This is a genomic window from Nocardia sp. NPDC051570, assembly GCF_044454005.1.
Lineage (GTDB): Bacteria > Actinomycetota > Actinomycetes > Mycobacteriales > Mycobacteriaceae > Nocardia.
Genome location: NZ_JBITDI010000041.1, coordinates 1 through 18905, shown reverse-complemented (window position 1 = coordinate 18905; position 18905 = coordinate 1). Strand labels below are relative to the sequence as shown.

General features: G+C 63.2%; 21 protein-coding genes and 1 pseudogene. 9 read left to right on the top strand and 13 right to left on the bottom strand.

Features of this window, described 5'->3' with window-relative positions; all coding sequences use genetic code 11:
• A partial coding sequence (locus tag ACIA76_RS42915; RefSeq protein WP_397161241.1) for an integrase core domain-containing protein occupies positions 1-386 on the top strand: 386 nt, incomplete at its 5' end.
• A 237-nt stretch (positions 387-623) separates the two neighbouring features.
• On the opposite strand, the gene ACIA76_RS42910 is transcribed toward ACIA76_RS42915, so the two are convergent.
• Positions 624-854 (bottom strand): helix-turn-helix transcriptional regulator, encoded by a 231-nt coding sequence (locus ACIA76_RS42910; RefSeq protein WP_397161239.1) that lies wholly within the window; start codon positions 852-854, stop codon positions 624-626.
• Between the two features lie 308 nt (positions 855-1162).
• On the opposite strand from ACIA76_RS42910, the gene ACIA76_RS42905 reads away from it, so the two are divergent.
• Complete coding sequence (locus ACIA76_RS42905) at positions 1163-1627, top strand: hypothetical protein (RefSeq protein WP_397161238.1); 465 nt, start codon at positions 1163-1165, stop codon at positions 1625-1627.
• 75 nt (positions 1628-1702) lie between these two features.
• Here the strand turns inward: ACIA76_RS42905 and ACIA76_RS42900 are convergent, their stop codons facing one another.
• From ACIA76_RS42900 to ACIA76_RS42890, 3 genes are read right to left on the bottom strand one after another with little or no spacing between them, the layout of a single operon-like run.
• Positions 1703-2170 (bottom strand): hypothetical protein, encoded by a 468-nt coding sequence (locus tag ACIA76_RS42900; RefSeq protein ID WP_397161236.1) that lies wholly within the window; start codon positions 2168-2170, stop codon positions 1703-1705.
• Positions 2171-2180: 10 nt separating this feature from the next.
• A complete protein-coding gene (locus ACIA76_RS42895) occupies positions 2181-3056 on the bottom strand; it encodes an oxygenase MpaB family protein (RefSeq protein ID WP_397161234.1) in 876 nt (291 codons plus the stop codon).
• A gap of 9 nt (positions 3057-3065) precedes the next feature.
• Complete coding sequence (locus tag ACIA76_RS42890; RefSeq protein ID WP_397161232.1) at positions 3066-3272, bottom strand: ferredoxin; 207 nt, start codon at positions 3270-3272, stop codon at positions 3066-3068.
• A 124-nt stretch (positions 3273-3396) separates the two neighbouring features.
• On the opposite strand from ACIA76_RS42890, the gene ACIA76_RS42885 reads away from it, so the two are divergent.
• The 3 genes from ACIA76_RS42885 to ACIA76_RS42875 all read left to right on the top strand — a co-directional run bounded on the left by ACIA76_RS42885 (position 3397) and on the right by ACIA76_RS42875 (position 6093).
• A complete protein-coding gene (locus ACIA76_RS42885; protein ID WP_397161230.1) occupies positions 3397-3594 on the top strand; it encodes a hypothetical protein in 198 nt (65 codons plus the stop codon).
• A gap of 189 nt (positions 3595-3783) precedes the next feature.
• Complete coding sequence (locus tag ACIA76_RS42880) at positions 3784-5094, top strand: NAD(P)/FAD-dependent oxidoreductase (RefSeq protein ID WP_397161228.1); 1311 nt, start codon at positions 3784-3786, stop codon at positions 5092-5094.
• A gap of 618 nt (positions 5095-5712) precedes the next feature.
• A complete protein-coding gene (locus ACIA76_RS42875; RefSeq protein ID WP_397161227.1) occupies positions 5713-6093 on the top strand; it encodes a MauE/DoxX family redox-associated membrane protein in 381 nt (126 codons plus the stop codon).
• 263 nt (positions 6094-6356) lie between these two features.
• Here the strand turns inward: ACIA76_RS42875 and ACIA76_RS42870 are convergent, their stop codons facing one another.
• A complete protein-coding gene (locus ACIA76_RS42870) occupies positions 6357-7412 on the bottom strand; it encodes a CAP domain-containing protein (RefSeq protein ID WP_397161225.1) in 1056 nt (351 codons plus the stop codon).
• A 522-nt stretch (positions 7413-7934) separates the two neighbouring features.
• On the opposite strand from ACIA76_RS42870, the gene ACIA76_RS42865 reads away from it, so the two are divergent.
• A complete protein-coding gene (locus ACIA76_RS42865) occupies positions 7935-8402 on the top strand; it encodes a hypothetical protein (RefSeq protein WP_397161223.1) in 468 nt (155 codons plus the stop codon).
• A 466-nt stretch (positions 8403-8868) separates the two neighbouring features.
• Here the strand turns inward: ACIA76_RS42865 and ACIA76_RS42860 are convergent, their stop codons facing one another.
• From ACIA76_RS42860 to ACIA76_RS42850, 3 genes and pseudogenes are all read right to left on the bottom strand, one after another.
• Positions 8869-9060 (bottom strand): TetR-like C-terminal domain-containing protein, encoded by a 192-nt coding sequence (locus ACIA76_RS42860; RefSeq protein ID WP_397161245.1) that lies wholly within the window; start codon positions 9058-9060, stop codon positions 8869-8871.
• Positions 9061-9209: 149 nt separating this feature from the next.
• Positions 9210-9608: pseudogene (locus ACIA76_RS42855) on the bottom strand (integrase core domain-containing protein); the annotation flags it as partial.
• 181 nt (positions 9609-9789) lie between these two features.
• The gene (locus ACIA76_RS42850) at positions 9790-10419 is read right to left on the bottom strand and encodes a L,D-transpeptidase family protein (RefSeq protein WP_397161221.1); all 630 of its coding nucleotides are present in this window, start codon (positions 10417-10419) and stop codon (positions 9790-9792) included.
• A 648-nt stretch (positions 10420-11067) separates the two neighbouring features.
• On the opposite strand from ACIA76_RS42850, the gene ACIA76_RS42845 reads away from it, so the two are divergent.
• The gene (locus ACIA76_RS42845) at positions 11068-11316 is read left to right on the top strand and encodes an SDR family oxidoreductase (RefSeq protein WP_397161243.1); all 249 of its coding nucleotides are present in this window, start codon (positions 11068-11070) and stop codon (positions 11314-11316) included.
• A gap of 291 nt (positions 11317-11607) precedes the next feature.
• Here the strand turns inward: ACIA76_RS42845 and ACIA76_RS42840 are convergent, their stop codons facing one another.
• Positions 11608-12045: a hypothetical protein gene (locus tag ACIA76_RS42840; protein WP_397161219.1), complete on the bottom strand. Its 438-nt coding sequence runs from the start codon at positions 12043-12045 to the stop codon at positions 11608-11610.
• Between the two features lie 14 nt (positions 12046-12059).
• A complete protein-coding gene (locus ACIA76_RS42835) occupies positions 12060-12935 on the bottom strand; it encodes an oxygenase MpaB family protein (RefSeq protein ID WP_397161217.1) in 876 nt (291 codons plus the stop codon).
• Between the two features lie 132 nt (positions 12936-13067).
• On the opposite strand from ACIA76_RS42835, the gene ACIA76_RS42830 reads away from it, so the two are divergent.
• Complete coding sequence (locus tag ACIA76_RS42830; protein ID WP_397161215.1) at positions 13068-13691, top strand: TetR/AcrR family transcriptional regulator; 624 nt, start codon at positions 13068-13070, stop codon at positions 13689-13691.
• 72 nt (positions 13692-13763) lie between these two features.
• Here ACIA76_RS42830 and ACIA76_RS42825 read toward each other — a convergent pair whose 3' ends face one another.
• Positions 13764-14813, bottom strand: a complete 1050-nt coding sequence (locus ACIA76_RS42825) for an Lrp/AsnC family transcriptional regulator (protein ID WP_397161213.1) — start codon at positions 14811-14813, stop codon at positions 13764-13766.
• A 111-nt stretch (positions 14814-14924) separates the two neighbouring features.
• Between ACIA76_RS42825 and ACIA76_RS42820 the strand changes: the two genes are divergently transcribed.
• Positions 14925-15398: a VOC family protein gene (locus ACIA76_RS42820; protein ID WP_397161211.1), complete on the top strand. Its 474-nt coding sequence runs from the start codon at positions 14925-14927 to the stop codon at positions 15396-15398.
• Positions 15399-15478: 80 nt separating this feature from the next.
• Here ACIA76_RS42820 and ACIA76_RS42815 read toward each other — a convergent pair whose 3' ends face one another.
• On the bottom strand, positions 15479-15928 hold the full coding sequence (locus tag ACIA76_RS42815) for a hypothetical protein (RefSeq protein ID WP_397161209.1): 450 nt from the start codon (positions 15926-15928) through the stop codon (positions 15479-15481).
• Between the two features lie 414 nt (positions 15929-16342).
• On the bottom strand, positions 16343-17689 hold the full coding sequence (locus ACIA76_RS42810; RefSeq protein WP_397161207.1) for a hypothetical protein: 1347 nt from the start codon (positions 17687-17689) through the stop codon (positions 16343-16345).
• Between the last annotated feature and the right edge of the window lie 1216 nt (positions 17690-18905).

Here is an 18905-nt window from a genome sequence, read left to right as displayed (position 1 = left end):
CTGCCCTCGATACGCGCGAACCTCGATCTGCCGCTTCCCATACGCCAACACACACCTCCAGAATCGAGGTGTTGCAACGACCAGTTGAATCCGTCCAATACACATCCAAGGAATTCGCCGAATTCTGCACCGTCAATGGTGTACGACGATCGCTCGGGCGTACGGGTTCATGCTTCGATAATGCTGTCGCAGAATCGTTCTTCGCGACCTACAAGAAAGAGCTCGTCCACACTCGTCCGTGGCCGACGGTGACGTCTCTGGAGAAGGAGACGTTCGGCTGGATTGAGTTCTACTACAACACCGTTCGCCCACATTCGACGCTCGGTTATTTGACACCAAGGCAATACGAGTTAGGGTACAGGGAAATCAGTCAAATCGCGGCTTGACCCGGTGTCCACGAAACCGGGAACACTCCAAACCTCCTGTTCTGACGAGGTGTGGGGTGACGCGACTGGGCCGGACTGCGGCGATAACGTGTCGTCACCGAGGCAGCGCAGATCGAATGGGATTAGTGGGCAAGGGAGTTGGCGGCCGCTGCGTTCGGTCGCGAAACGCGATCAAGGAAGGTAGGCCGATGGTGAACGTGTGTGCGGCAGCCTGAGAGTGTTTGTGATCTACGAGGGTTAGTTGTCCGAGACGGGGTCCTCTGGGCTGTCGTCGACCTGAAGAACTCGACGGACCCAACTGGAAGGGACCCGCACACTTCGGCGTACTCGAACCGCGGGTATCTCGCCGGCCTTTATCCCGGCGTACACAGTCGATCGGGCAAGTCCGAGAAGTTGCGCAGTCTCGTTGGCGGAGAGAGTTGGCGCGCTCAATAACCTTTCGAGACCGTCTCGAGCGTGTGCCGTCATGTACTCCATGCTGCGGGTACAGCGCTGCTGTCTCGATGCCGGATACCGTTGGAAAAGTGGAAGGAAACAAATCCAACACCAGAAGCCCGCTGGAAGCCGTCCACCCGCTGGCTAGGCGCGGTGAGATCGCCTTTGTGGTACGGCGGCCGCACCCTGTAGCCGGTCTCTGTCGGACCAATCCAGCGCGAGAGATCCAAGATGCCCTGGCTTCGGGCGGATCCGGTCATCGCGCGGTTGTGCAACTCGCGGGTTGGCCGTTTCGGATCGAGGTTCGGGTGATAGAGGAACAGGATGAGCCGCCTCGCGTCGTGGATCTGCGGATCTACTCACCGCCCGGTTTCGGCGACATCGCGATCACCAACGCCGACCTCAAGGCCATCCCGTTAGCCCGGATCGCGGCTGCGGCAGGGTCGGGTTTGCTCACAGCGCTCGCCGATGTGGACAACATCCCCAACCGGTTGGCCGCGCCTGAGCGGCATACTCGGGTGCCGATGTCGCCGCAGAAGGCTCCTCAGCGCTACGGCCGTCCCCGTAAGCTCACCGACGAATTCCTCTGCCAGGTGGCGCAGTACGGCCGGGAAGCTCGTCGGCTCGGCCGACCGATCCTGCAGTACATCGCCTACTCGATCGAACCTGATCCGAAACGGCAGGCGCAGCCGGAGACGGTGCGGAGCTGGCTTGTCCAGGCGCGCAGGAAAGGGATCCTCGAGCCCGGCGAGTTAGCCGGCAAACCCGGAAGACCGAGAGGGAAGAGGAGGCTTGCGTCCCGATAAGACCCGAGCAAGGCGGTGTCGGAAGCGGTGGGAATGCTCGGATGGTGTGGAGTCGCGCCGCGGTAGCGAACGGGTTCAGGCCCGTTCCGGACGCGTCGGGTCCGGTACAGGCACCGCGAGGTACAGCAGAACGTCTTTGGCCTCTACGTTCATTGCCGAGATGTAGGCCGAGAACTCTTCGCCGGTGGATTGATCGCGCCAGCGCAGGTAGTCGGTGGTGTCTCGGCCGTAGGCGATGCGAGTGTGGGAAGTCCAGTACTTGTTGAACTCGACGCACGGCCGTAAGCGGCGGAGGAGATGCGCGGTCTGCGGGGTTTCCCGATAGACCCCCATCGCGACTTTCAAAAGCGCGACGACCTGGTCCTTCTCATTGTCACGATCGGTCAGTACGCCTTTGGAGTAGTGGTCGAAAATCCAAGGGGCAACGTTGCCGACGTCCTCGAGCCGGGGAAACGCACGCTTCATGCGGTCCTTGATTGCCAGGAGGTTGAGCAGCGGATCGGTGTAGGCGGCGAGGATTCCCCGCTTGCGGGCATACCGCAACCAGCGCGCCTCAGGCGGCCGGTGGATTCGTAGTCGTCGGAGTCACCGCGAGTCGACGAGCGGTTTCGAGGCCGAGGCGTCCGTCGCGCCGGTAGGCGGCGCGAGCGCGCGGCATAACTCGCAGCCGGTAGGGCAGCACGGGCCAGGTATAGGCGATGGTCTTGCGGAAGATGTCGAAGGCGGCCTGATTGGCGCGTGTCCAAGGGATGTCGAACATTTCACGCACCACCGGCGGCAGGGCACCCACCCCGACGCGTAGCCATGCCTGGCTCATTGCCGGTGAACCCAAGCGCCACAACAGGTTCGGTACCCATGGCTGGGGCATCGTCTCGGGTGAGCGGAAGAAGCGCACCAGTTCACGAGCGGCCGGGGTCGGTTCGATCACGTTGTGCAGCATGTGGTTCCAGTACTCGCAGAAGTCCTGGTAGGTGGGTGGCACGACGCGGTCGGAGAGGCCGTACATCTGCCACCACTGCACGCCTTCTCGGTAGAGCGCAGCCTTCTGCTCCGGCGAGCAGGGCCGAGCGAAGTAGAGGTCGGTGACGCGGAAGGCGGCGTCGAGGAACGTGGCGTGGGCCCAGAAGTAGGTTTCGGGGTTCAACGCGTGGTAATGGCTGCCATCGGGCATCTGTCCCTTGATGTCGCGATGGAAATCCCTGACGCGATGGGCTGTTTCGGCGGCCGCGGTGCCGTCGAAGATGATGCCCTGGATCTGGGGCACCGACCGGAGCAACCGCTGCAATGGCTCACTGTAGAACGCCGAATGCTGTTCGACACCGCGCCCAAGGGCCGGATACATCAATTGCAGCAGCCCCTCGACCGGAGCCACCAGATAGCCACGACGGTCACCATACGACTCGTACAGCAGTGATCCAGGACCGAACATGCGTTTCTCCTAATGTGGCGAGACGACGATGGCACCGGCCGGGCATTCCCAAGCCGCAGTATCCCCCAGTTCCGCCTGCCGACGGGGGACTTCGATCGGTCCGGTAACACGGTTGCCCTGCGCATCCGTGGCCGCGAAAACAGTCGGTGCGGTGCGTGCACAGTGGCCCGACGACTGGCAGACGTCGCGGTCGACGTCGACGCGGGTCACCGGCATTCCAACCGCCCTTTCGTAATCTGCTGGCCCGCAGCTGCATTCGCGTTTGCGCGTGCCCTGGTTTCGGGAATCCGTACCGCCACGTCGACGGGACCCAGTTGCCTGGCTTCGTTATTCTCCGCTGGTGCTGGCGCATATTCGGTATCAGATTCGAACACGCCGGAGGAATGGAACAGTCACCTCGAGCAACAAGGTTATCCTCGACATCGTCGGCAGAGCGGAGATCAGCGCCATGGGTGATAGCGCCGGTCCGTTCGAGACGATCTGCTACGTGGATTCGACCGGTGTCGTCTTGCTTTGTCTGGACGAAGGCGAGGATTGAGCACATGGAGCGAACACTGCGAGACCTATCTGTTCGCGTCAGTTCAGCGAGTAGTCAACTGGCATCGCATCGAGTGGACGATCGTCAGTAGTGACGGCAACACGAGACGCCAAAAAGGAGCCGAAACGCGGGAGGCTGTTTCCGATCATGCGGGCAGCTGACCGAAGGCCGACAGGTTCGCGGGCAGTTGTGATCGGAGCGGGAATCGGCGGGCTCCTGGCCGCGCGGGTGATGAGCGAGTTCTTCGTCGATGTGACCGTTGTGGAACACGACATTCTGCCCGACGATGCATCGTTGCGACGTCGTATCCCGCAAGGCGCCCACGCACACGCCCTACTGGGGCGAGGGCTGAACTCTCTGGAAGAATTGTTCCCAGGGTTTACCCGGGAAATGGTCGATCACGGCGCATCGATCGGTGACGCCCTCACCGACTTCCGCATTGTCTTCGACGACCATTTCGTTGCGCATTCTACTTCGGGTATCCAGGTCATAACCGCAAGCCGATCGCTCCTCGAATGGCGCCTGCGCAACAGAGTTGAGAGCATCGATAACGTCGAGATAATCGATCGATGTGCAGCGGTCGATATTATCGTCAACCCGCATAGCCGGGCTGTCGCGGGATTGGCTGTGAGCCGGGGGAGCGGTGCGGTCGAAGTCATTGCCGCTGATATGATTGTCGACGCATCCGGTCGGGGCTCGCAGACCCAGTCATGGCTGGAAAAGCGTGGATTTCCCAGACCGAGGAAGGTCGAATTAAATATCCAACTCGGCTACGCCACGCGCCATTTTCGCCGCGAAAGTGCGCATCTCGAGGGCGATCTCGCGGTCTTGGTCGGCGCGCGGCCGAACAACCCCAGAGCAGGTTCGATATCTGCGCAGGAGGGCGACCGCTGGGTCGTGACTCTCGGCGGCTATTTCCACGACGCACCGCCCATGGATCCGAGCGGATTCTATGAGTTCGCCGCAACGCTGGGCGTGCCCGCACTGACAGAGATACTGACGACCGCGATGCCCTTGGACGAGGAAGCGGCGCGTTATCGCATCCCGGCGGCAGTGCGCAGGTTCTACGATGCAGATGATCTACCCGAGGGCTATATACCGCTCGGCGATACGGTGTGCTGCTTCAACCCGATTTACGCACAAGGGATGAGTGTGGCCGCCGCGGAGGCGATTTTCCTGCGGCAATGCCTTCATCGCAGTACCAGCGGTCTGACCAGGCGGTACCTTCGGAAGATCACGACAATCGTGGACGTCGCGTGGGCAGTCGCGTCTACCGCGGACTTGCGACTGCCGTGCGTCGAGGGTGCCAGAACGCGCAGGGGCAGAATCGCAACGGCCTATATTTGCAGGATATACGCCGCGGCGGCGGCCGATCCCTATGTTGGCGCCGCCTTCGGGCGCGTGACAAATCTCGTTGCACACCCTGCCACGCTGATCAGCCCCCGGATGCTTTTCCGAGTCTGGCGGGGCAGTCGCCGTTCGGCTGAATCTGCTTCGTGAACGCCAGGCAATCGAGATCAGGGTCAACGGTTACCGACAGCTGACCGGGGCGGCTCGACGCCTCACCGGTTTCTGGCAGCCTTCCAGCGATCCTGTGGCTATCCAGCGATACCACAAGGGCGCGATGCCGAACCGAATCACAGGCCAGGGTCTTCGCCACGGTGGAGCGTCGGTGAACGTGAGGTCTTGATTGGGTCGTTATAACCGACCCGTTCCTGGCGCGTCGCGGATGCCGGGCACACCATCATAGGTGACGCCCGTCACAATCGGGGAAACAGTTCATTACACCCTGAAATGGGCGTCACCGAGAAAGAAAAGAGATGAGTTCATCATGGCCACCGCACTACTGGAACGGGCCGAGACACTCCTCGACACCCTCACCGACAGGTACGTCATCGGCAAACCCGCCCCAACCCCATCAAGGCATGCATCGGAGTCGGCGAACCTTGCAATCCGGACGGGAGCCTTGGTGAATGCTGCATCGGACCGTGTGTTCAACTTGGAAATCTCGGCCTCCGTCTTTGATCGGCTCGGCCATGTCATCCGATGTGCCATCGCATGTTCCCCGGCGGTGTGACCGGAATGTCGGCTGCTGTCGTAGTTCGGTGAACGCGTTCGATGAGTGAATTACTCGGATGCGTGACGGTGGCCGCGGTCGGGGTCGTGTTCGTCCTCGCCGCCGTCTCCAAGCTCGGTGCCACCGCCCGGATCGAGTTCGCGGCGGCGGTGACCGGACTGGTCCCCGCCGCCCGCGGCGGCTCCACCGGGATCCGCGTTACCGCGGTGATCGTCACGGAGTGGGTGATCGTGGTGTTGCTCGTGATCCCCGGTCCGGTCATGACGGTGGCCGGGTTCGGGCTGGCCGCACTCACATTGGCTGCGTTCACCACCGCCCTCACCGCGGCACCACCACGCCGTGTCGCTGCTTCGGCACCTCCACCCACCCGGTCTCACACATTCAGCTCACCCGCAACCTCGTGCTGCTCACCGTCACCCTGACCGGCCTGACCGCCGCCACACTCACCCTGACCGGCCCCTGGGCCGCAACCATGTCCACGGCAGGGTGGCGGGCATGAGTCCTCCATTGGGTGATCGGGATTGGCGCCGGAAACAGGACGAGCCATACATAAAGAGAGACAAGCGACTGCTGCGGGCACCCGCAGAGTGCAAAGACTCGCCGCACGCACACGTGACAACCGATACCTCGCGGCGGTGTCGATGAAGACCGCCTTGCTAATTCACCATTGTGAGAACCTCGACTGTCAATCTTGGACTGCGAACCAGTCGAAGGTGTCGTTGGAGCTATCGTCCTGCGGATCCTTGGGCGAATCGGATTCCTCGTCTGAGGGGTCCTCCGACGAATCACTGTTGCCCGACGACGCATCGGATCGCTGGCTCCAAGGATCCCAAGGATTCCACGATCCCTTGCCCCCGCCTCCCGGAAGCCAATCGCTCCAATCGCCCCAGTTGCCTCCGTCACCGGGACGTCCCGCGCCGCCGCCCGGCCGCCAATCGTCGCGGCCTCCCGGAAACCGGTCGCCTCCGCCACCTGGACGCCAATCGTCCGAATCATCCGGAAGCTCAGCGCCCCCTTCACCTGGACGCCAGTCGACCGAATCATCTGGAAGCTCAGCGCCTCCCTCACCTGGACGCCAGTCGACCGAATCGTCCGGAAGCTCAGCATCTCCATCCCCCGGTTTCCCGTCGCCAGGTTTGCCGCCGCCAGGTTTCCCGCCGCCAGGTTTCCCGTCGCCGGGCTTGCCGCCGCCAGGTTTCCCGTCGCCGGGCTTGCCCGGATCGGAGCCTTTTCCGTTGGATGTCCCGAAGTCTTGTGTCCAGTAGGGGGTGCCATTTCGGCTCTTGGCGTAACCCACTCCGATATCGCGAAGCCCGCAGTCGAGGATATTTTGGCGGTGGCCTGGGCTACTCATCCACCCTTTCATCACGTCGGACGGGCTGGTGTAACCCTGGGCGATATTCTCGGCCGCTTTTTGCCAGTGGTAGCCCGCCGCGGTCATGCGATCGAAGGGGCTTCCTTTTGATGAGTTGTGGTCCAGGTAGCCGTGGGCGGCCATATCCTCGGTATGGGCCTGCGCGGCTTGTTTGAGGTGGCTTTCGGGTTTCAGGGCGGGACAGCCGGCTTTGGCGCGTTCGGAGTTGGTGAGCTTGATGACCTCGTCGACTTCACCGCCGGACTGAGGCTGGGATTGCGGGGCTGCTGTCGCCGCGGGAGTCCCGGCAATGGCGCAGATGGCAAAGGCCGACACGCCGACAGTGGCCGATAGCGAGCGAATTGTAACTGGCAAAAAACGCATCATTTCCCTTGGTAAGGTTGTATGAAAATCGCATTATGTAACTCGTCTACTTTGGGCAGACGAGATTCCCGCCGAGATCTTGGTAAGATTTCGGTGCGGTACCGGGGGAGTTCGTGCCGTCGTTGGCTTCCGGTTTCGAAGCCTAGGGCCTAGATGGTCATCCGACCAGTGAGGTTGGAGTTTCTTCAATCGAGTTCAGGTAGGCATAACAGTTTGATAACGGCCCTATGTGTCGATGTCCAAGCTGCGATGGATGCTTAATGATGTCTTCGCAACGACCGTCGGGTGTCGACAAGGAGGAGGCGGGGTAACAAATGCGAGGGCGCCGCATTGTGCGTATTCGGCCCGCCTGCGGACGGCATCGGGCATTCGACCGCAGCGTCGCGGACAGCGCGCCAACGTACTCGACGGCGTCGCGCACCGGTCCGATCTGATCGTTGTCTGGGTCGTTCTCGTCGTGGGGCGGATTTTCTGCCGTCCGCCAAGGCATTCGATGCGCCGCAATTCCGTTGGCTCGGATGGACCATGATCGTGCGTGCCGTCGCCGGTGGGGTGCTCGCCGTGTCAGTCCCTCGTGCCGAGGCCTGGATTGGTGTCGGCGCAGATGTGACCTTGCTTGGTTATGTCCTCGTCGGAACGGTTCGCCGCGGAGCGGATGCGGTCGATCCCGATAGTTGGTATCTGTCCGATGATTCGCGGGGGCCTTCCGTGCCGTGGCCGGAGGAATTGAGTAGTGACACGATGGATCCGTGGCAGCAGCAGCCCTACCGGCAGCAGCAGATCCTCGACCTTCAATCGACTACGCAGGCAGATGCATCGGGACAGTACAGACCTGCCGATCTTGACTTCAGCACAGGCCTGCGGGGTGTACGACAGGTGAAGGCATCCACTACACTGTCGAACTGGTGTTCGAGAGTGGTGAACGGGCCCGCTGATCCCGGGGCCTGCGATCGGGCCGATCTCGGGCATGCTGGTCCAGTATCTGATCGTTGACAGTCTCGCCCGGAGTGCACCGTGCCATCTCATCGCATCGGACCGAAATCGTTGTCGGACATCGAAATCCGGCGGATCACCGCTGCCGTCGATGCCGGTCGCACGCCGACTGTGTGGTTCACCGCGGACGCGGTCGGTATTGCGGAGGGAAGATCCGGGAAGGTTGTGGCGGTAGCCGACCCGTCCGAACCTGATCATCTGCGAGTGCGACCCGCGAGGTCGAGCGACGTCCTCGCGTTCTCGCCGAGCGAACTGACGCTGACCAGACCGGCCCGTGTCCGCGGCGCCTACCGAGACCCGCCGAGGTCCGCTGATGCCGGTGTGGACCGGCGACGCGCGCGTTAGTCCTCGTCGATGCTTCCGAATAGTCGGTAGAACAATTCATTCCGCCTTCAGCGTTCTTCGCGGCGCCATAGTCCTCGAGTGCTCGGGTGAGCGGGGCCGATATGGTTGTGGTTGTCACCGATTACGGGTCGTAGCTGTCACCGATGCGGAGCGAGTCGATCAGTCGCGCAGCGATTTCGGCGTCCAAGGGGGTGCGGGCGACCGTGAGCCGGGACCACGGCACGCCGTATGTGTGGTCGATGAGTATTTCCAGGTCGGTCTCTGCGGAGAGCTCGCCTCGAGCGCGAGCTCGGTCAAGGATAGTGTGCAGGATGGCCCTGCGAACCGGAACACCCGGGCTCGCTGGAGCATTCGCGCATGGCGAAGCCGCTCGGTGAGCGATGTCGAGAGCGGATCATGATCAAAAGGTGGCGTTGGACGGCTTCGGGCGCGTGTTCTATCGGTGGAAAATGACGGCGTGCGTTAGGTGTACTGACCTGAGAGGTTGGTGACGCGGCTGGCTGGTGGGTGTCCGCCGAGTGCGGTGTGGCCGCGGTGGTGATTGTAGGTGTGGAGCCAGTCGGTGAACGCGGTGTGGCGCTCGGTTTCGGATCGGTAGGGCCGGGCGTAGGCCCATTCCTCGAGCAGGGTGCGGTTGAATCGTTCGACCTTGCCGTTGGTTTGGGGGCGGTAGGGACGGATCCGTTTGTGGGTGATGCCGGTATCGGCCAGCGTCTGGCTCCAGAGTCGGGACTTGTAGCAAGTGCCGTTGTCGGTCAGCACTCGTTTGACGGTGACTCCATTGCTGGCGAAGAACTTTCGGGCACGATGCCAGAATTCGACGGCAGTTTCCTTGCGCTCGGCGGACAGGATTTCGCTGTAGATGCGTAAGCAAGGCTGCGCCGGTGCAGGGTGAACGTGCCGACTTCACTCGGTACGCCGTGGCTGCATTCCCGCCGCCGTCGCCGAACTACACCGATCCGACGTCGTGGCCAGGCAATCCGAGTCCTTCCGCTATCTGCCCGATTGGCGTCCAGTGGCCGCAGACGCTTCCCGCGTTCGATTACTCCACGACCTCGACCACGTCGCCCGGCTCGAGGTATTCGAAGAATGCGCGGGCGCCGTCGGGTGTCATCCGGACGCAGCCGTGCGACGGTTCCTCGATCGGTCCGATGTGTGTGGCGATATCTCCGTTGAAGAACACCGCGTACCGCATCTCGGCGTTGTGCAGGGTGCTCCAGTGGTAAATCTCTTTGAAGTTGACGTGGAAGACGCCGGGCGGTGTCTCGTAACCGGGTCGTCCGAACGAGACCGGGGTGGCGCCATAGGTGACCTTTCCGTTGTCCATGAGCCAGCCCTCGTTCGTGGACAGCCGGAAACAGGCTCGTGCCTGTGCCGAGCACGGCGCCGTGACGGGTGCGGGCGGGAGCAGTGCGGACAGGCCGGGGATCGCGGGCAGAGCCGGGATCGCGGGCAATACCGGGATCGCAGGCATGTCTATCGGCAGATTCGGGATCTCCGGTCCGGCCGGGATCGCGGGTCCGCCGGGCCACAACGGTCCTGCTGCCCACAGCGGTTGGGCCTGCGCGGTGGTATTCGCCCCGAGGCCGGCTGCGGTGACCCCGGCGAGCACGGCGGCACGAGCTCCCCAACGGTTGGTCGTCGTCTCGCTCTTCCTGCGGTGTCTGCCCACCTTGCCACGCCCTCTGCACGTCCGGCCCCGAACGCAGTGAAGGCTAATATCCGCGATTCCGGAGGGCCAGGGGGATTAGCTGTGGCTCATCCGATGTGAAGTCCTGGTTAAAGGACATCACGTCGTGGTGGTGCCTCGCTGGAAGTCGTTTCGACAATAGTTCGGCCCGTCGCGAATTCAACTGCGGCGGCAGATCGTGGCCCCAGCCGTCGATGATGTGTGACCGCGCTCCGCCGATCGCGCGGGTGAGCGCTCGGCCGCCCGCCGGTCGTATCAGCGGATCGGAGGAGCCGTGCAGTACCACGGTGGGCGCGCCGCTTACCGTGGTGGGACGTCCACGATCTTGGGCGGTCCCGGTAACCGTGGCGGAGCCGGACGCAGCAGACGGTGAGACGAGCGAATGTCTCGCTCGGGCCGTCAATTCTTCTGATTTGAGCGGGTTCCCGCGGTTTCGGTGCGTCGTTCTCGAAGCGGTTGCTGTCGAGGAAGTCTCGCAGCGCGGGTGTCCGGGCAGGGAGGTCCGGTATGACGGAATCAGTTGGTGTGGGGCGGGGTGTGCTGAGTCCGCGGATGTACAGCACCGGGGAAGTGGCCACAAGGAGATCGAAGACGAGCTGAAAGACCCACGGGTACTGGCGATTCCGGGCGATCCTCGGCCTCGACCCCCACCCTGACCTGCCTGGCACTTTCGAACACCGATCGAACGAACCGGACCGCCCGCTGCTGGAACTCCTGGCCTCCGGCGTGCCGAGCAGGCGACTGTCCCAGGTCGAGGAGATCGCCGCCGCCGCGGTGTTCCTGGCCGGTGACGAATCAACCAACATGCACGGCACCACCATCCCGGTCGACGGCGGTATGACAGCAGCCCTCTGGTTGCGGGGAACGCCAACCGAGTAACTCGGTCCGAGCGTCAAGCGCGCGGTGGAACAACTTGAACGGACCCCTTCGGGCGACCACCAACCATGCTCCCAGACTGAAAGGGAATTCCCATGATTGACTTCACCGCCCAGGCCCTCGAACCAGAGGACCTCACGGAGGTCGACCAACGGGAGAATTGCCGTGTATGCACTTGTGCAGCAACACTTTTCGGTGCCTCACGCAGAATCAGCCACATCGCCGCTCGAACATGATGAGTAGCTGACGGTGAAATCGGCTGTCTGGCAGGCAATCTCTGGCAGACAGTGCAGGTCACAGCAGAACGAGGACGGTGACAGCCGCGGTGAAGTCGTAGACCGCACAGAACGGCACATACCAGCCAGGGGCGCCGGGAGTGCCCACGATCCGGTGGTCGGGATGATGGAGGAGGTCCCAGATCCCGTGCAGGATCAATCCCACGGCCAACCAGCCCGGTCCGTGCTCCAGGGCCAGGACCGCGGTCGTGCAGCCGACACCGATGAACAGACTCTCGATGGCCAGATCGCGCGCGGTGCCCTCTGCGATGGCGAAACCGAAGTAGACGCCGTACATCATCGCTACCAGGAGCGCGGTGATTTCGACAGCGATGCGCTGATCCAGTGTGGCGGCGCCGAGCACCGTCGCCGCACATGCTGCGAGCGCAGCGGCGACGGCCACGCGGCTGCTGATCCAATCCCGGTGTGCGGGAAGGCGGGCGACATCATCGGACATGGGCCGGCTGTTTGTCACGCCGCACGCCGCTCGGCTCGTACGCGCTGGATGTTGTCGTAGGCGCGGGGGAAGTAACGAACCCGCTCCGGCACCAGCGGCCAGGCACGCCGGACCACACCGGCAAAGACCCGGAACGCCGCTTGGTCGCGGCGGGTCCAGGACAGTTCGAGGATTTCGCGGCCGCGTTCGGGCATCAACGCGGTCAGCAACCAGACATTGAAGGCTGTGACCGGGCGTTGCACAGCGGTCCACAGCAGTGCGGGGACGCCGGGTGGCGGCGGAATCTTGCGGCTGGTCGCGCTGACGGCGTAATCGGTGGTCGCGTTGGACTCCAGTCCCATGGCAAGCATCCGGTCCCAGTAAACGGTGAACTCGGTGTAATCGGTGAGTGTCGGCGACATCGACAGACCGTACTGCTGCCACCAGGTGATGCCTTCGGCGATGAGCTGGTCTTTCTCGGCCGCGGTCAGCCCGGTGCCGAAGTATTCCTCCATCGCGATCAGCGTCTCGATGAAGGTGGCGTGGGTCCACCAGAAGACGTCCGGATTGAGCGCGTGATAGCGCCGACCCTTCGGGTCGGTGCCCTTGAGGCTCTTGTGATAGTCGCGCACTTTGATGGCGGTGCCCGCCTGCGGCGCGTCGTAGATGACGCCGAGGATCTGCGGAATGGATCGCATCAGCCGATCCCACGGGTCGTCGAAGAAATTCGAATGATCCTGCAGTGCCGCGCCGACCGCGGGATGCATGTTCTGCAAGGTCCCCGTACGCCCGAGAAACAACAACTGTCGACGATCGCCCAGCAATCGCCAAGTCAGCGAACCCGGGCCGATCGGAAGTCCCGCCGGGTCGCTGCCTGCGTCGATCGCATGCGCTTCTTCGCTGCCTGGCATCGTTCGGCCTCCTCATCATGCCCGTGAGCACCATCGCCCGCGATACGATGCAACGGTATCAGTGCTATCGTTGCACAACAAGGCTGCAGGTCTCCGCGCGATAGGCTCGCCCGGGTGGAGGAGGTGATCGGAGTGAACGCACCGGCTGGACTGTGGTCGCTGGTGGTCGGCGACGATCAGGTCGCCGATGAGGTGGACGTGCGCATCATCGAGGCCGCGCTCGAGCAATTCACCCTGGTCGGGATCAAACGCGCCAGCACCGATGACATCGCGCGGCGCGCCGGCGTGAACCGGACCACGCTGTATCGCCGAATGGGGTCCAAGGACGCGATCGTCCGCGCGGCAGTCCTTTACGAGGTTCGCCGCATGCTGACCCGCATAGAAGCTGAGATCGGCGAGATCACCGATGTCGCCGAACGCATCGCCGAAGGCTGCGCGACCACCGTGACACTGCTCCGCGAGAACGCGCTACTCAAACATCTGCTCGCCGTGGATCGAGACGAGATCCTGCCGCAGGTCACCATCGACGCCGGTGCCGCCCTGCGCGCTGGGACATTCTTCGTGGCCGACCAAATTCGCCGCGCCAGAACAGAACTCGGCCTGCCCGACCCCCCCGACGTCGACGGCCTCGCCGCGATCCTGGTCCGGCTCGTGCATTCGCTGGTCCTCATTCCCGACGGGCCACCCGACCTCGAAACCCGCGAACAACTCCGCGAATTCGCCCGCCTGCACATACTGCCGATGATCACGACCTAGCCCCCGATACCCTGCGGGGAACTGTGGTGGCAGGTTCCGCGGCAGTGGGAGACGTTGCGCCGCAGCTCTTTCCTAGGAATCGACGGTCGATGGGTTGGGCCAGGCGCTCGGTGGGATAGCGCCGATGCAGCGGCCCTGCGGGTCCAGCAGGCGGCTGTAGGCCTTGACTGTGTGCAAGGCGATGGCTCGGTCGCCGATGGCGAGTTGAGGTAGCCGTGCAGACAGCTCGGCTTCGAAGCGGTCGCTGTCGGCGATGGAGTGCAGGTAGGCGGCGAAGATGATGTTGTGGGGGCCCGCGACGGTGAGGCAGAACCGGGTTTCGGGAAAGCGGGCCAATGCGCGACCTGTTTCGGCGGTGTGGCTGGTGGGCACGCTGGCCCAGTAGACCGCTGTCACGGGCCAGCCGACGAGGGGACGGGCGAAGTCGCATTGCAACGCGAGATGGCCGGTGGCCTGAAGTCGGTGGAGGCGGGTTCGCGCGGTCGCCGGGCTCACGCCCAGGTGATCAGCCAGGTCGGCGTAGCTGCGTCGACCGTCGGCGTGGAGTAGTTGCACCAGTTCTCGGTCACGGGTGTCAGGCTCTGCTGGTTGACGGTGCGGGTGTGGGTGTGCGGCTTCGATGCGGGCGCATTGTTCGGGGCCGAGGGCGTCCAGGCGCCAGGATCCTGTTTCGGTGAAGTAGCCGGTCATGATGTGGCTGGCGATGCGCTGGACGCCGGGTAGCCGGCCGAGCCGGTCGGTGAGGTAGTGGTCCATCGCGGGTAGGTCGTCGGTGAACACGACGAGCAGCAGGTCCCGATCACCTGCGAGCCGGTCGACCATCAGCGTGTTCGAGTCATGGGCCACGGCGGTGGCCATGTGTAGCGATTGTCCTGGGGCGCAATTGATCTCGACCACAGCGGTGCAGGTCTCGTTGACGTAGGCATGGGTGGCGGTGGTGGTGACCCAGGCGTGGCCGGTGCTGGTCAGCCGCGCCCACCGGCGCGTCAGGGTGGCGGGGTCGAGGCCGAGGACCGGCCCGAGCAGGGTCCACGGAGCGCGTGGGTAGATCTGCAGAGCATTGACCAGAGCGAGGTCGAGCTCGTCGAGCCCTGCGGATTCGTGCGTCGGACTGCCCATCATTTCAGTTTCCTGCAATTTCCATCCGAATGGTCGACGCATGCGAGATTCGACACAGGCCTCGATCAGGAGGCACCGCAGGTTCGGCTACACACTTATGGAAGGGAATAAGAAATGTCTACTCTTCTTCCGGCGTACCACATCGGCATCGTCGTCACAGACCTCGAGCGAGCCATGCTCGAATTGAGCGAAAACCTGGGAATGGAATGGCACACGCCGTTCAATGCCCCCACGCAGATACTCGTCGATGGTGTGGTCGCCAAAACCGTCGCACCCCGGCTTGTCTACTCCAAGCAGGGTCCGGCCTATCTGGAACTGATGCAACAGGTTCCGGACACCATCTGGGATAAGCCGGGTCTACATCACATCGGCATGTGGTCTGATGACGTGCCCCAAGAATCGGAGCGGCTTGCCGCGGGTGGTTTGCCACTCGTGCAGACAGACCTGGATGTAGGCACCGGCGGGACGATCAACTACCACCACACGGTGGACGGGTTGCTCTTCGAAATGGCCGACATCGGCCGAGGAGGCCCCGGCGTCGCCGCCTATCTCAGCGGCGCATACGACCAACTCCTCCTCGGTGCCTGAACCGCGCCTGTGGCGATGTTCGACCTCGTCGCCGAGCCCTGTGCTCCACGGAACACAGGGCTCGGCCTGAGCGCTTGTCCTCAGTAGCGGCGAGGCCCTGACCGCCTGGATGCGGTCTGGCTGGCCAAGCTCACCGAGAAGGGCGTGCTCCGGCCCAGTTTCGTACCACCGGCACCGATCCGGCCGCTGCACGACAGTGCCGTCACCGACCACCACACCGCGGCGAAGTATGTATCGGCGAATTCGTCGTTGAAGCAAGAGAATTCGCATTCCAGATACCGTAGTGTGCCGTCCGGCGCGAACTGCGACGCCAAGCCATCGGCCAGTGGATCGGCCGCGCCGGGGCGATAGGTCAGCGAGATACACGTCACCGGATCCCCGTCGCGGTCAGCCACCAGCGGCTGCACCCGCTCCATCATCACCTGGGCGCATGCCTGCCGCGGCATGCCCACGTCGAATACGGCATCGGCTGGACCGTGATAAAACTCCGCAGTGCGAGTCTCGCTGGTCCCAATGGCCTTGGCGGGCAACTGATTCACCGGTGCTCCCAACTGAGTCCTCGAACGTTGATGTGTTCTCGCCCACCATGCGCCCGCACAGCGGCATCGCGTACTCCTGATCGGTAATGCGATATGCGTGTGCGGTAATACGCCCAGCTCGAACCCCGCACTGCCCGCATACACTCAGCTGATCGACGAGTGAGAAATTCGGCCGACATCGTACTCCACATGAGTTGTCGCTCACCACGATTCGCGGTGAGAGGGCAGGCCAGACGGTTCGGTCACGTGGCACAACAAGTTCGTCGGAATCCTCCCACGCAGGACGGTCGGGCAGCATCGTCCCCGCGATGACTCCGCCGGTGATGGTGTTCGCTACAACGGGCGTGATACCGCCCTGTTGCGTGGACCCTGCCACCGGAATTCGGTGGCAGGGTCGGCCGTCGGCTATTTCGCGATCTTGCGCAATACCCATTCCGCGAGGGTCGGCGTCACTACCGAATGCTCGGAATTCTCGATGTTGCAACAGTATTCGGTGAGTTCGGTTTCGTTCGCCGACAGTTCGCGCAGGTCCTTGTGCAGGTCGACCGGCCAGGTGAGCGGGTCGAATTTCAGCGCGACCGAGCTGACCGAGGGCACGAAACAGCTCCAGCGCTTGTCCTCCGGCAGTTCGATCCCGAGCGCGGTGGCGACCTGACCGAACGAATCCAGAGTGCCGCCGGGCGCACCGTCCAGCGCGGGCACCGCGGTCGTTGTCGAGCGGCGCATGGTCAGCCCGAGGTGCATACCGCCGATCGGCTGCCGATCGCCCAGATCGGGCTGATAGCGCGCGGTCGCGCTACCGGCGATGCCGCCGAGGAACTTCTTGTCGAAGACGACCTCGCCAGGCGGCAGCGCAGGCCCCTGCCCGTCGGCGCGGCCGTTGGCGACACCCAGTTTGGTCGGCTGCTTCGGGAAGCCGCCGAGCTGTGTCAGCTCCTGCAGAAATTGAGCGCGCAACGGTGACGCCGTGGTCACCGGACCCGAATACTTCGAGTTCTCCGCCCATGCCCACAACAGCTGTTGGGCTGCCGGGCTGCGCAGCAGCGCCGCCTTACTCGGCTTGGTCGGGTCGAGCGCTTCGAAGGATTCGAAGAAGTGCGCCATCTGCTGCAGGATCAGCGGCACCCATGCCCCGTTGTGCGGTGAATCCCAGGACAGATAGGTCTCGGTCTGGTGATCCGCGTTGGGGTCCGCTTCCATCGCGGCCAAGGCGTAGCGGGTGATCAGGCCGCCCATACTCACCCCGCCGGTGATGAGTTTGGCCTTGCCCGAGCGTTCGGATTTCACCTTCTCGATGCACGCCCGCGCCACACCGGCGTTGACCTGCGCGTAATCGTGCCGGGTGTCGAAGCCGAGCAGCACGATATCGATGCCCGCGGCCAGCAGTTGGTCGAACAGTCGCTCACCCGCGTCGGAGTAGGGCTCGTTGAACCACTGCCACAGCCCATCGAGATCGCTGCGACCGTAGTTGAATCCGTCGGCGAAGATCATCGGGCGGATCAGCCGCTCATGACCGTTGCCCAGATAGACCGCGGCCGTGCCCTTACCGTATTTCCCGAGGTAGGGGTGCTCGGAGACGAGTGGCCATTCGAAATCCGGCGGCCGAGCCGGCTCATTCGATCTGGTGGTCGGCATACCGAACCACGGTCCGGCCTCGGCCATCCTGGCCAATTCGTACAGTTCCGGGGCCGCCAAATCTCCCGCCGCCTTCTGCGGCGTCATCGCGACATCAATCCTGGCCTCTTGCGTCATCGTCATTCCCCTTTGTGATTGCACAGAACAAACCCGAAGTACACGGGTTGAACAACAACTGGTGGGTTCGTGCGAAACAGGCTCCGGCAGCGCCGTCGGAACATCCCGAGAGGGCGAATCTCATACGATTTCTACTGTAGGGCAACGGAATTCGTGACGGGCGTGCTTCGGCTGAAAAAGGGTACGATCGTACGGTTTTCGTACCGACCGGCCCGCTACGGCACACTGCGCGCTCGATTCCGCATTTCGGGGTCGAGTAGGTCGACCAGCTCGCGGTAGGAGTTCGCGCCGGTTGTGTGTGCGCCGCGGGCGTGCAGCCAATAGTGCGTTCCTTGAATGCCATTCGCCCGGAGCGTCTTCCGATCACACATCCCGAAAGGTATTGGTATGCTTGTGTTTCCGCAGCTCAGCCTGTGGTCGATCGCGGCCGGTCAGCTGGCCAACGGTTCCGCGAGCGCCCCGATGGATCTGGGCAGCGTGGTCTCGGTCGGCTGAGCATCGCGGTGAGCGACGGCGGCGAGGGACCAGCGCCAGACGCATCGGTGGCGGGTCATCGTCGCCGAACTGCGTGCCAAGCGACTGTCGTGCTGGCGATGTGGGCAGCGAATCGACTACGCCGCACGGCGTTTCTCACTCGACGATTTCGAGGCCGACCACTTCCATCCGGTCAGCGCCCATCCGCATCTGGCGCTGGATCAGGGGAACGCGCGCCCAAGTCATATGCGGGTGCAACCGGTCTCGCGGCAACCCGTGTCCTTGGGCGTCTGGCTGCTGAGAGGTTGGTATTTCCGGAAAAGAACATCCTGTTTGTCGTGGACCAATCATGGACCAGTTCGCTTCTGGCTCTGCGTTCGATGGACCAATCATGGACCACCCGATGCGCCCGTAATGCCCGTGACCTGCTGGTATTCTCGATAAGCATGCGAACGCAACGGGTGTTATGTGCACCAAGTATCCCTTTCGGGCATTTTTCGTTAACTGGGGGTCAAGGGGTCGCAGGTTCGAATCCTGTTTGCTATTCGACGACGCGGAGCCTTGGGACCACTTTGGGACGCGATGTGCCAACAGTGTGCCAAGGTCACAGGGGTGGTCTCCGAGGCGTATCGAACAACGCGGACCCCTGAGGTTCCCCCAAGACGGTGGACAGGGGGCTTGTGCGGCTTCAGGCCGCCGCGTGTAGTGACTTCTCGAAGTTGTCGGGGCTTTGCATCCCGAG

Excerpts from the sequence above, each read along its gene's own strand:
- ACIA76_RS42890 (WP_397161232.1), bottom strand. The coding sequence starts at position 3,272 with ATGCCGGTGACCCGCGTCGACGTCGACCGCGACGTCTGCCAGTCGTCG.
- ACIA76_RS42895 (WP_397161234.1), bottom strand. The coding sequence starts at position 3,056 with ATGTTCGGTCCTGGATCACTGCTGTACGAGTCGTATGGTGACCGTCGT.
- ACIA76_RS42825 (WP_397161213.1), bottom strand. The coding sequence starts at position 14,813 with ATGATGGGCAGTCCGACGCACGAATCCGCAGGGCTCGACGAGCTCGAC.
- ACIA76_RS42865 (WP_397161223.1), top strand. The coding sequence starts at position 7,935 with ATGATCGTGCGTGCCGTCGCCGGTGGGGTGCTCGCCGTGTCAGTCCCT.
- ACIA76_RS42875 (WP_397161227.1), top strand. The coding sequence starts at position 5,713 with ATGAGTGAATTACTCGGATGCGTGACGGTGGCCGCGGTCGGGGTCGTG.
- ACIA76_RS42810 (WP_397161207.1), bottom strand. The coding sequence starts at position 17,689 with ATGACGCAAGAGGCCAGGATTGATGTCGCGATGACGCCGCAGAAGGCG.
- ACIA76_RS42835 (WP_397161217.1), bottom strand. The coding sequence starts at position 12,935 with ATGCCAGGCAGCGAAGAAGCGCATGCGATCGACGCAGGCAGCGACCCG.
- ACIA76_RS42820 (WP_397161211.1), top strand. The coding sequence starts at position 14,925 with ATGTCTACTCTTCTTCCGGCGTACCACATCGGCATCGTCGTCACAGAC.
- ACIA76_RS42840 (WP_397161219.1), bottom strand. The coding sequence starts at position 12,045 with ATGTCCGATGATGTCGCCCGCCTTCCCGCACACCGGGATTGGATCAGC.
- ACIA76_RS42870 (WP_397161225.1), bottom strand. The coding sequence starts at position 7,412 with ATGATGCGTTTTTTGCCAGTTACAATTCGCTCGCTATCGGCCACTGTC.
- ACIA76_RS42910 (WP_397161239.1), bottom strand. The coding sequence starts at position 854 with ATGACGGCACACGCTCGAGACGGTCTCGAAAGGTTATTGAGCGCGCCA.